Source organism: Streptomyces sp. NPDC002206, assembly GCF_053593595.1.
The window spans coordinates 1-11,152 of record NZ_JBSFCW010000070.1 but is presented as its reverse complement, the minus strand read 5'-3'; the positions used below and the strand labels follow the sequence as shown (position 1 = coordinate 11,152).

Here is an 11,152-nt window from a genome sequence, read left to right as displayed (position 1 = left end):
GCTCCTGTCCCACCTCGAACGCCAGAGGTGCTGGCAGTCGGCCACCGGATCGACCCGGACCTGACCATGATGCTCACCAATCCGGCCCTGACCGGCATGCCACGGACCCACTTCGAACACCTGGTGGCGATCTCGGAACCATACTGGGACGCCATGGCCGAGGCGGCATTCCAGCGACGGTTCCACCGCCCACGCAGCTACCTCCACCCGCAAACCAGCAGCCTGGAACCACTCCCACCGACTCCTGGCAGCCATCTTGCGCCGCCGCAAAGCGGTGCCCAGTACATTCCTGGCACAGTTGCTGGGCGTCACCCGCACCAACTTGTCCAACCAGTTCCAAGACGGAAACCGGCTCCTCGACTTGCACCGAGTTGTCGTCGCGCCTCTACCCGGCTCGGCAGCCCGCACGTTGGAACAACTGCATGCCCGGGCGACTCCCATCGAGCACCTTCACTGACAGTTATTCAATTACGGGCCCCAGGACGCACCGAGAATGCCCAGGGCGCGGTCTACCTGGTCTACTCCGCGTATACCGGACACGCCGCCAACGACCGGGAGTTGTACGTCCCGCGCTCCTGGACCGAGGACCTGTGGGCTGCTCGGCCGCATTCACCGACAGGTGACAAAGACGAGCGTGTGGTGGCGGCCCTGGCACAGGTGCTGAAGGGCAGCAGGAGCGGTCTACTGGCCCCCTCTCAGCGAACGAGACATTTTCTGAGTTTGGGGCGGGAGGCCGTCTGCCAGACAGCAGGCAGCTGCCGCTCGGCGTCATCGGCCCGGTCGTGCTCAACGTGGTGCAGGAGTCCGTAGGTGAAGGAACTCTCACCCGCGAGGGTGGCCTGCGCGGCAAGGTCGCGAAGGGTGTTACGGGCAACCACGCTGTCCTGGTGTTCGCCGAGCAGCTTCTGCAAGGCCTTCATCTGGACTCGGAACTTCTTGGCGGGTTTGCCCAGAGCTGGCTGCACTGCTTCAGCGGCGTAACGGGTTCGTTTTGCCGCCTTGCGGGCCTTGTGAAGCTGAAGATCTCGTTCGGGTCCCGGTGGAGTTGTCCAGGTGGGCTGGATCCGGTTGACGAGTCGCTGCCAGTCCCGTAGCACATCCTTGGGCAAGGCGGCGATGGCGCGCTTGTCGGAGCCAGGAAGCAGGGGTGGTTGTGCGAGCAATGCGTCCAGGGCCCGTAGCAGTGCGAGGTAGCGGGGGCCGTTGAGGACGGTCATCAGGCCGGACCGGTTCTCTGTGCGCTGCGCGTCGGACCAGGCGCCCACTCGGGTGGGGACCGGGCCCACGATCAGCGATTCCGGGAGCTCATCGATCCGCTCGTACAGTCGGGCGGTGAGGACTTCGCGGTCGCGGTCCACGCCCAGTTTTGCGCCGAGCCATTTGAGTTCGTCGGCGAGCGGTTCGGTGGCCTTACGGTCCAGCACGGTGCGGAAGGTCTTCAGGGCGCTGCGCAGTCGGCGGGCGGATACCCGCATCTGGTGGACTGCGTCGGGTTGGTCGCGTCTAACTGCAATGTCGAGGTCGGTGATGCGGGCCGTGTGTTCGCTCAGGTATCCGAGAACGACGTCGGCTGCGGAGGGTCTCTTAGTTTTTCTCTTCTTCGTTCCATGCGGTGTGTGAGTGGGACGCGTTGGCTGTGCGGACGGCCTGGCCGGCAGCCGGTTTCCCAGGACGCGGGCGAGTTTGGATGCCGATCTGCTGCGCTGCATGCCAGCGGCAGTCAGGTGGTGCTCAACGGTGTCGAGAAAGGGGGGCGAGCCTTCGATGAGTTCGACTTCGGCCTCAGACCAATCCATGGAGGCGGCCACCTCGGGCGTGGAAGGGTCGATGGGGTGGGCTGTGACGTTGTCGTAGGAGACCTCGGCGAGTGCTCTGCCTTCCGCATCCAGCAGGCGTCGGACATCGCGTACGTTCACGATACGGACCACGGGGTGCAGCGACTGGTCGCGTGTGCGGGCGCGTACCAGGGAGGCGAGCGTGGCTGGCACAGCTGTCTCGTCGGTTAGGGGCGCGCGGATTTCCTCGCGGGTGTCTGGTCCGGATGGGAGCTTGAGGTGCCACCCGGTGTCGCTGCCTCCTGTGCGTCGGCGAAGTGTGATGCCGTGTGTGCTCAGCTGCAGGTCAGAGGTGTCGTAGTAGGTGGCGTCCAAGATCTCGGTGCGCTCTTCCACCTGGATTACGCCCTCGACGTCGCTCAGTGGGGGCAGCGATTCCGCGTCGGATGTGACGTCGTACTTGCGCTCGATCTCTTGTGTCGCATCAGTACTGATCTTCATGTCCTACAGCCTGCTCCGCGCCGCGGATTTCAGCACCAGGCGATACGCCGAAGGGAGAGCTGGTCGAAGGGTGATGAGGCCGGTCTGGGCCAGGCCGCAGGGACGGTCACGACTCCGTCGCCGGGTGGTGGGGCGCCTCAGCCGCGCCAGTTCGTGGGCTGGGGCAGTTCCGGCAGCTGGGTGTCGTGGAGCCACGTCGTGAAGAGCTCGTCCAGCGGCTTGGGGGTGTGCCGTTGCGCTGTGGCTATGAACGCTTCCGTCGTCACTGTGCGGTGTCGGTAGGTCGCGGTCCATTCCTGGAGCATGGCGAAGAATGCGGTGCTGCCGAGCGTTGTGCGCAGTGCGTGCAGTGCGAGTGCCCCGCGCAGGTAGATCCGGTCATCGAACATCTGCCGTACGCCGGGGTCGGCGACCCGCAGATCCCGCGGGTGTGCCGCGAGGCTGGCGTGGGCCTGGGTCGCCAGGTCGGCGGCCAGCCTGCCGCCGGAGGACTCCGACCACAGCCATTCGGAGTAGCAGGCGAAGCCCTCGTTGAGCCAGATGTGGCGCCACGCGGCGAGGGTCAGGCTGTTGCCGAACCATTGGTGTGCCAGTTCGTGGGCCACGAGTCGCTCGAAGCCACGGTGTCCGTCGATATGGTTGGCTCCGAAGATGGACAGCCCCTGGGCCTCAACGGGGACTTCCAGCTCCTCGTCGACGACGACCACGGCGTACCGGTCGAAGGGGTACGGGCCGAAGAAGTGCTCGAAAGTGGTCATCATTTGGGAGTGGCGGGCGAAGTCCCACCGGAACCGGGTGAGCAACCTGGCAGGTACGGCCGCTGTCTGCGGTATCGGGGCAGGGGCGAGTTCGACTGTCTCGAAGTGGCTGATCAGCACGGTGGCCAGATAGCTCGCCATGGGCGTCGGCTGCTCGTACACCCAGGTCGTGGTGCTGGAGTGTGTGGTGCGGGTGAGCAGGCTGCCGTTGGCGAGCACCGTGTAGGGCGATGGTGCGGTCACCGAGATCCGGTAGGTTGCCTTGTCCGCGGGGTGGTCGTTGCAGGGGAACCAGGACGGCGCGCCGATCGGCTGTCCGGCGACCAGTGCGCCGTCGTCCAATTGCTCCCAGCCGAGATCGCCCCAGTGGCTGCGGATCGGCCGGGGGTTTCCGACGTAGTGCACCTCTACGGTGAACGGTCTCCCGGCGCGCAGCGCTCGGGCGGGCCAGATCCGCAGCTTGCCCGCCCGGTGGGTGTACCGGGCGGCCTGGATGCCGTCCACCTTCACCCGGTCGAGCCGGAAGGCGCCCAGATCGAGGGTGAAGTCGGTGAGTGCCTGCTCGGTGATCGCAGTGAGCGCCGCCCGTCCGGACAGTCGTCCGGAGTCGGGCCGGTAGCGCAGTTCCAGGTCGTAGTGCGTGGTCCGGTAACCGCCGTTGCCGTGCTCGGGCAGATAAGAGTCCGCAGATGTGGCTGCTCCGGACGAGGGGCGAAGCGTGCTGCGATTTCGCTCGGCCATTACTCTTCGATGCTACTTTCCCTGGGCCAGGTGGCGATCGGATTGCCGAGCCAGTGGGTACCGGAAGGCACGGCTTCACCGCGCATCACCAGTGATGCCGGTCCCACCGTGGTATGGGACCCGACATCGGCGCCGGGCAGCACGATGGTGTGCGGACCCAGGGTAGCCCCCTCCTGAAGAATCACCTCCCCCATGCGCATGATCCGGTCGTGGAACAGGTGTGTCTGGAGCACACAGCCGCGGTTGACGCTCGCGGCGTCCCCGATCCGCACCAGGTCGGCCTCGGGCAGCCAGCGGGTCTCGCACCACACGCCGCGCCCGATGCGGGCTCCGAGGCAGCGCAGCCACAGGTTCATCAGCGGGGTACCGCCGATCGCTCCGACGAGCCACGGAACGGCGAGTACCTCCACAAAGGCGTCGGCCAGCTCGTTGCGCCACACGAACGCGCTCCACAGCGGTCGCTCGATGGCCTGGAACCGGCCGACCAGCAGCCATTTCGCCGCCGCCGCGACCGCGCAGGCCAGCACGCCTGCGGTGAACAGGAGGAGTCCGCCGCCCAGCACTGCCGCGGTGAACCCCAGCCGCACCGCAAGTACTTCGAAGGCGGCAAGCACGAGCACCGTGAGCGCGACGGTGCACATGACCGGCACGAGCCTGCACAGCTCCACGCTGGCTCTGGCCAACACCAGGCGGCGTGGCGGTTCGAAGGTACGGCTCGGGTCGCTCTTTTCGGCAGTGCGCCGAAGCTTCATCGGTGGCATACCGAGATAGCAGCTGCCCGCCTTGGCGCGCTTGGGAGCGGCGGACAGCACGCCCACCAGGCCTCGGTTGGGCACTGAGCGTCCGGGTGCGGCCATGGCCGAGTTGCCGAGGAAGGCGTGCTTGCCGATGCGTGCGGCCGCGATGCGCAGCCAGCCGCCGCCCAGTTCGTAGGAGCCGACCATAGTGTCGTCGGCGAGAAACGCGCCGTCGCCGATCCGCGTCATGGTCGGCAGTGCCAGCACCGTCGATGCCTCCACTCGGCGTCCGACCCGCATGCCCAGTGCGCGCAGCCATGCCGGGGTGAGCAGGCTCGCGTACAGGGGGAAGAGACCGACCCTGGCGGCGTCCATCAGCCGTTCGGTGCCCCAGGCCTGCCAGCCGATCCGACTGTGAACGGGATGACTTCCTTCGCGCAGGCCGAAGCTGAGCAAGCGCACGCCCGTCAGCAGCAGGAGCGCATAGCACATCAGTGAGCTGATTGCGGCGAGCGGCACCGAGAGCAGTGCGTGGCCCAGCGCGGCTGTTGGGTCGGCCTGTCCGCGCAGGAACAGGCCGGTCACCATCAGCCCGGGCAGCGCGGCCAGCGGAGGCAGCACCGTCAGTGCCGTTGAAGTGAGCGCGTAGGCGAGGGCCCATCGCCTGCTGTGCGGAGGACGGGCCCGCCGCGGCCCGCGGTGCGGCGTCTTGCCGGTGGGGCGGGCCGGTACACCCGCCCAGCGTTGGCCGGCGGGCACCAAGCCGGCCACCGCGCTACCCGGCGCCACGCTTGCCCGCTTGCCGATCCTGGCCCCAGGAAGGAGGACGCTGCGAGATCCGATGGTTGCCCCCGAACCGATACGGATACGGCCGATGTGCAGCAGGTCTCCGTCCAGCCAGTGGCCGGACAGGTCCACCTCCGGCTCAATTGCGCAGCCCCCGCCCAGTTCGAGGAAGCCGGTCACTGATGGCAGTGCGTGCAGGTCGGCATCCGCGCCGACCTGGGCCCCCAGCGCTTTGGCGTACCAGGTCAGCCAGCTGCCGGTCAGGTGGGTTGCACCGCTGAGCGCTGCCAGACGCTCAGCGGTCCACAGGCGCAGGTGCACGCCGCCGCCGCGAGGATAGGTGCCCGGGCGAACCCCGTGCAGCAGCAGCCGCGCACCTGACGCCGCGATCACCAGTCGACCTGCGGGGCTTGCGAACAGCACCCAGCCCATGGCCACCCACCACCAGGAGACGACGGGTGCCCAGGGAAAGGAGCCGAGCCAGTGGAGTGCGTTTCCGACCGCTGCCAGTGCCACGACCCAAGGCAGCGCGGCCACGGTGAGCAGCGGCACCATCAGCAACGTCTGGGCGAGCGCAGCACGGCGCGGCGTGGGCTGTACCTGGCGCGCGGGACTGTGACCGCTTGCCAGCTCGTCCAGGCGCGCGGCCAGGGCGCGCAGCGTCGGGTACTGGTAGACGTCAGCGACCGAGCAGTTCGGGAAGCGGCTGCGGATCCGGGACACCAGGTGGGCGACAGCTAGGCTGCTGCCGCCGCAGGAGAAGAAATCCGCGTCCGCGCTCTGCACCGGGCTGCCGAGGATCTCGCGCCACTGCGTGGCGAGCCATCCTTCGGTACCCACAAGATCCGGGGTCGGCGCGTGCCGGTCCGTCCCGGGCAGGGGCCAGGGCAGTGCGGCACGGTCGATCTTGCCTGAGGTGCGGGTCGGTAAGGTGTCCACCACAGCCAGCAGCGGGACCAGGGCCGGTGGCAGCAACTGCCGGAGTCGCACCAGCGCCTGCGCCGTGTCGAACGTCTCGTCCGGCGCGTCCGGATCCAATGCGGTGACCAGGTACCCGATCAGCAGAGGGGCGCCGCTCGCCGAGGTGCGCACGGCCGCTGCAGCGCCGGCCACGTTCGGCAGTGCCCGCAGGGCCGCGTCCACTTCGCCGAGCTCGATCCGTCGCCCGCCCAGCTTGATTTGCTCATCCGCCCGGTCGATGAACAGCAGCCCTGCTGCCTCGGCCCTGACCAGGTCCCCACTGCGGTAGGCCCGTGCCCAGCCCAGTGATGCCAACGGCGCATACTTTTTCGCGTCCTGGGCCGGATCAAGGTAGCGGGCCAGCCCGACCCCGCCGATCACCAGCTCACCGACCTCGCCCATCCCCAGAACCTCGCCGCGGGAGTCCACCACCGCGAGGGCCCACCCCGGCAGCGGCAGCCCGATACGCACCGGTCCGTCCGCAGTGAGCCGGGCAGCACAGGCGACGACGGTGGCCTCGGTGGGACCATAGGTGTTCCACACCTCACGCCCCGCGACAACGAGCCGGGCCGCGAGTTCGGGCGGGCACGCCTCGCCCCCAAGAATGAGCAACCGCACTCCGCGCAATGCTTCGGTCGGCCACAGCGCAGCCAGCGTCGGCACTGTCGACACCACGGTGATTCGCTGCTGCACCAGCCAAGCACCCAGGTCAGGTCCGGTACGCACGAGCGACCGCGGCGCGGGAACCAGACAGGCTCCGTGCCGCCACGCCAGCCACATCTCCTCGCACGAGGCATCAAACGCCACCGACAGTCCCGCCAGCACCCGGTCGCCGGGGCCCAACGGCTCCTCGACAGCGAACAACTGTGCCTCGGCGTCGACGAACGCCGCCGCAGACCGGTGGGTGACCGCCACTCCCTTCGGCTTCCCAGTGGACCCGGACGTGAAGATGATCCAGGCATCATCGTCGGGCCCCGGGTATCCCGCCACACCGCTCGCCCCCGCGCGTGGCGTCAGCTCGCTTCCGGCACCGATGACCGCTGCGACCCGGGCCTCGGAGAAGACCAATTCGGCCCGCTCATCCGGATCCTCCGCATCCACCGGCACATAGGCCGCTCCGGCAGTCAGCGCCGCCAGGATCGACACATACAACTCCACGTTCCCCGAGGGCATCCGCACCCCGACCCGGCCACCCACACCGATGCCCGCACGCCGAAGCCGCCCCGACATCGCGTCCACCTCGGTCAGCAAATCCCGATAGCTCAGCGCCGTGGTCCCGTCATCGACCGCCAGCGCATCGGGGTACCGGCGAGTGGTGGCCTCCAGCACGTCCAACAACGTCCGGGCAGGAGCCGCTCCCATACTGGCCGTGAACACCGCTGGCGGCGCGACCGCCACCGCACCCTCGTCCAACAGCACGTCGACCAACGCCCCAGGTCCCTCTGTTCGCCCCATCAGGCTCAGATACCAGAATCCACAGGCGAACCGGCGACGGGAATCAGCGTGATCGCGCCGTGCAGAGTTCTCTCACTGTCCGGCCACAACGAATAGGTGAGTAGGCCTGCGTTGGCCAGCCGACGCAAACAGATGTGCAGTTCGGCCGCGGGAATCCGGAGCGCGGCGGCAGCGCTCCGCAGCGGCAGGTCAACCCTGTGCGCGGGGTGTGGCCGCACAGGGTAATACATGGTCAGCTCCGCGAGAAGCCCGACCAGCCCATTCCTCAGCGGCACCTCACGCGCCTTGTTGACCCAGTCAAATACCCAGTCATCAGACACCCCAATTTCCACCGGATCACCCTCACTCACCATCGGGCCCTTGGGGCCTTTCCGCCCATAGTGCATATTCCGGAACGCTTCAGCTTGATGGCTGCTCCGACTGGCGCAGCAGCCTGCCCTGCGCCCGGATCCACCGCTGATGTTTGTGGATGGCTCGCTCAGCGCCTCCCCCGACTGGAGCGGCACCCGCGTCGTGCGCTGAGATCCCCCATCCCCACCGCAGCACCACAACGGCGGGTCACCCCGGGACAGCCCAGCCCTCCCGTACGCGGCAGCCGTCACCGCACTTGCAGGCGCTTGCCCATGGCTGCGAAGGCTTGCCCACGAGGCAGCCAGGAACATAACCGATGACCGGTCCCGAAAAGGGGTTCAGACGAGGCGATGCAGTGAAACCGTCAAGTGGATCTTGTGTCGCGGGTCCACCAGCAAGATTCCTTTCATTCAGCCCACCCAGAGTGCAGGAGGAGCAGTGGCCTCGGAGACTTGGAGGAGACGTCCCGCCAGAGGAACGGAGTACTCGCGGAGACGATGGCGGTGCGGTCTGAAGGACTGGGTGCTCAAGGCCCAGCAGCTTGCTCATGGTCGCGGCCGGGCTGCTGGTGGATCTCGTGACCGACGCGCGTGAGATCTGCCTCGCGCACACCCTGAGTTTCCCGCTTCACGCCGCTGCCCGGGCTCTCGGAGTAGCGCCGGTGATCGTGCGTATCGCTCTGCACCGGCGCGCTGAAGCCGGAATGGCGCAACTCAGCACTCAACACGCCCCGACCGGCGAGCCGCGAGTAACCGTGACCCCGTTCCCCGTACCCCACCCTCGCTGGGTGCTACCAGCGCCGCAGAGCCTCGATGACCCCACCGAACGACCAGCCTGACCAGCGCCCTCTTGGTAGGACCATGAAAGCCCTGGAGCATGAAAGCCCTCGAAGACCCAAAGCCGGAAGGACTGGAAGACAGCGAACCTGCCCATCGCGCCCACGCCGAGCAGGCAGCACTGCACCACGTGACGGAGCGGCTCACGGCGTCCTTCCCCGCCGCAGACCACGACACCGTCGACGCCCTCGTGCGAACAGCTCACGAAACACTGCGCCACGCGAAAGTCCGGACCTACGTTCCCATCCTGGTGGAACGAAGGGCCAGAAACGTTCTTGCCGCCACCGTCACGAATGCCAAGCCTCCAAAGAGCAGCAAAGCCCCACAGCAGGCGGCGACGGACCCGACGTGAACGAAGGTGGGGCATGACGAGCAGCTTCAACACCTGGCTGGCCCAGTTCACACAAGAGAGAACGCCGAGAGGAGGCATCGCCCGTCTCGCGGCTGCCGATCCCCGGTGGCCCGACGGACCGGACCGTCTCTTCACATACACCCACTACCTGGAACGCGCCGGTGCCCCACCCGCCGCGCTCCAGGCCCTCACCGACACCTGGATCCGATACGCCGCCCGCCAATGACCGACCATCCTCCCGGCGAAGGCTCTCTATCACGCCTCGGACGAGCTGATAGGCGAGAGCTTCAGCTCCATCCCGACCGCGTGCGCGCACTCTTCAGGGGCACAGTCTCGCTGCTGTCTCATCCCTCGCACGCCCTCGCGCTTGGGGATTACGCGGAGGACGACTACTTCCGGCTGGGCGAGATCCGCGGCCCGGTGGGGGCTTCCGCTGACTTCAGAGCTGCCCTCTCCTGCACCTCACCCCGGCGGAGCCATTGCTCTGGGCCAAAGGTGATACCACTGGTACCGTCGGTACCATGCCAGAACCGAAGGCCATGAACCTACGCTTCCCCGACCCCGAGCAGCGGGCCGCGATCGCCGCCGCAGCCGCGCAGGAAGGAGTGAGCCTGCAGGAGTACATCCTCTCCGCGGCCTACACCCGCGCGACCGCCGTGGAGCAGCGGTTCCTCGATGGCTTCAAGGAGTCGATGACGCGCAGCGGCGCCGCGTTCGCCGCCGAACCCAGCAGCACCGACCCGTCACCGGAGCAGCGGGCCGCCGAGCAGCAGGCCCGTGCCGAGCTGCAGCAGAAGCGGGGCCAGGCCGCGTGACCCAGCCCGAACCGTTGCACCCGCTCGACATCACCTTCCTGCTGCACGCCGCCGAGCTCCTCGACGGCGACCCGCAGGTCGACGACCTGGGACCGCTGTACGCGGCCGCCGCGCGGGTCAACGCCAGCGCCATGGAACGCGACATCTACGGCTCCGTGCACCTCAAGGCCGCCGCACTGCTGCAGACCCTGTCAAAACTCCCCTGCCTCGAGCACTCCGGTGAGGCCTTCGCCTGGCACTCGACCGAGGCGTACCTCGCCCTGAACAAACACCGGCTCGACTACCCGCCCAAGGCGGCCGTCGCCCTCGTGCGCGACGCCGCCGCCGGGACGCTGGGCGTCGCCCGCATCGCCCGTCAACTGCGCGACTGGACCATCAACTGACCTTGTGGGGCTCGGAAAGTCGTTGCTGCAGGTCAAGCCGCATAGCGGTACTCGTTGACGGCGCCGCCGAGGATGCGGGTGCGCAGGAGTCTGCGGACTTCGAGGTCGTGCACGGTGATGGGCTGCTGGTCGGCGCCCGGAGGTAGTTGGTTGCCTGCTCGGTGGGGCGGTGCTCGTTGTAGTGCCGCTCGTAGGCGGCCAGGACGCGCCGGGCGTGGGCCTCGTTCATGATGAGGACATGGTCGAGGGCCTCACGCCGGATGCTGCCGATCACCCGCTCACAGTGGGCGTTCATCCGAGGAGCTCGCGGTGCACTCTTGAGGATCTCCATCTCCTCGGCCTCGAAGACGGCGTCGAAGGACTGGTCGTACTTGCCGTCGCGGTCACGTAGGAGGAAGCGCAGGGGTTCCATGCGCGTGCAGAGGCCGGCGGTCAGGTTCCGCGCCTGCTGCACTGCCCACTCCCGGGTGGGGTGGGCAGTGCAGCAGGCGATGTATAGGCGCCGGGTGCCGTGTTCGAGGAACGCCAGCGCGTACAGGCGTCTGCCGAGGACAGTGTCGATGACGCCGGCGTGTGGGCGTCCGTATCCTCAGGGGGTGAGTCTGATCGACTGCGCGGCCTGTCGTCGGTAATGGCTGGCTCTGGACCGGGCCTGATGGCGGCGTCGCCAGTCCGACCAGCCGAGCCGGTGGGCCACATCGT

General features: G+C 67.8%; 8 protein-coding genes and 2 pseudogenes. 5 read left to right on the top strand and 5 right to left on the bottom strand.

Annotated features, from left to right (window positions below; translation table 11 throughout):
* Window positions 1-477, top strand: a pseudogene (locus tag ACWCP8_RS40595) (ISAzo13 family transposase); the annotation flags it as partial.
* A gap of 218 nt (window positions 478-695) precedes the next feature.
* On the opposite strand, the gene ACWCP8_RS40590 reads toward ACWCP8_RS40595, so the two are convergent.
* The 4 genes from ACWCP8_RS40590 to ACWCP8_RS40575 all read right to left on the bottom strand — a co-directional run bounded on the left by ACWCP8_RS40590 (window position 696) and on the right by ACWCP8_RS40575 (window position 8,066).
* Window positions 696-2,276, bottom strand: coding sequence for a CYTH and CHAD domain-containing protein (locus ACWCP8_RS40590; protein WP_451121555.1), 1,581 nt, complete (start codon window positions 2,274-2,276; stop codon window positions 696-698).
* A gap of 137 nt (window positions 2,277-2,413) precedes the next feature.
* Window positions 2,414-3,775, bottom strand: coding sequence for a M1 family metallopeptidase (locus ACWCP8_RS40585; RefSeq protein ID WP_451121553.1), 1,362 nt, complete (start codon window positions 3,773-3,775; stop codon window positions 2,414-2,416).
* Complete coding sequence (locus ACWCP8_RS40580; protein ID WP_451121551.1) at window positions 3,775-7,713, bottom strand: Pls/PosA family non-ribosomal peptide synthetase; 3,939 nt, start codon at window positions 7,711-7,713, stop codon at window positions 3,775-3,777. The genes ACWCP8_RS40585 and ACWCP8_RS40580 overlap by 1 nt, the downstream gene beginning before the upstream one ends.
* Window positions 7,714-7,718: 5 nt before the next feature.
* Complete coding sequence (locus ACWCP8_RS40575; protein WP_451121549.1) at window positions 7,719-8,066, bottom strand: hypothetical protein; 348 nt, start codon at window positions 8,064-8,066, stop codon at window positions 7,719-7,721.
* A gap of 874 nt (window positions 8,067-8,940) precedes the next feature.
* Between ACWCP8_RS40575 and ACWCP8_RS40570 the strand changes: the two genes are divergently transcribed.
* From ACWCP8_RS40570 to ACWCP8_RS40555, 4 genes are all read left to right on the top strand, one after another.
* Window positions 8,941-9,252: a three-helix bundle dimerization domain-containing protein gene (locus tag ACWCP8_RS40570; protein WP_451121547.1), complete on the top strand. Its 312-nt coding sequence runs from the start codon at window positions 8,941-8,943 to the stop codon at window positions 9,250-9,252.
* Between the two features lie 13 nt (window positions 9,253-9,265).
* A complete protein-coding gene (locus ACWCP8_RS40565) occupies window positions 9,266-9,478 on the top strand; it encodes a hypothetical protein (RefSeq protein WP_451121545.1) in 213 nt (70 codons plus the stop codon).
* 295 nt (window positions 9,479-9,773) lie between these two features.
* Entirely contained in the window at window positions 9,774-10,067 is a 294-nt protein-coding gene (locus tag ACWCP8_RS40560) for a type II toxin -antitoxin system TacA 1-like antitoxin (RefSeq protein ID WP_451121543.1), read from the top strand.
* Window positions 10,064-10,450 carry a fic family toxin-antitoxin system, toxin component gene (locus ACWCP8_RS40555; protein ID WP_451121541.1) on the top strand — a complete coding sequence of 129 codons (387 nt, stop codon included), beginning with the start codon at window positions 10,064-10,066 and terminating at the stop codon, window positions 10,448-10,450. Before ACWCP8_RS40560 ends, ACWCP8_RS40555 begins: the two co-directional genes overlap by 4 nt.
* Before the next feature lie 32 nt (window positions 10,451-10,482).
* Here the strand turns inward: ACWCP8_RS40555 and ACWCP8_RS40550 are convergent.
* Window positions 10,483-11,012: pseudogene (locus ACWCP8_RS40550) on the bottom strand (integrase core domain-containing protein); the annotation flags it as partial.
* Window positions 11,013-11,152 lie beyond the last annotated feature (140 nt).

Bases quoted from the DNA above. Each gene is read 5' to 3' on its own strand.
- ACWCP8_RS40590 (WP_451121555.1), bottom strand. From the start codon at position 2,276: ATGAAGATCAGTACTGATGCGACACAAGAGATCGAGCGCAAGTACGAC.
- ACWCP8_RS40565 (WP_451121545.1), top strand. From the start codon at position 9,266: ATGACGAGCAGCTTCAACACCTGGCTGGCCCAGTTCACACAAGAGAGA.
- ACWCP8_RS40580 (WP_451121551.1), bottom strand. From the start codon at position 7,713: ATGGGGCGAACAGAGGGACCTGGGGCGTTGGTCGACGTGCTGTTGGAC.
- ACWCP8_RS40570 (WP_451121547.1), top strand. From the start codon at position 8,941: ATGAAAGCCCTCGAAGACCCAAAGCCGGAAGGACTGGAAGACAGCGAA.
- ACWCP8_RS40575 (WP_451121549.1), bottom strand. From the start codon at position 8,066: ATGGTGAGTGAGGGTGATCCGGTGGAAATTGGGGTGTCTGATGACTGG.
- ACWCP8_RS40560 (WP_451121543.1), top strand. From the start codon at position 9,774: ATGCCAGAACCGAAGGCCATGAACCTACGCTTCCCCGACCCCGAGCAG.
- ACWCP8_RS40585 (WP_451121553.1), bottom strand. From the start codon at position 3,775: ATGGCCGAGCGAAATCGCAGCACGCTTCGCCCCTCGTCCGGAGCAGCC.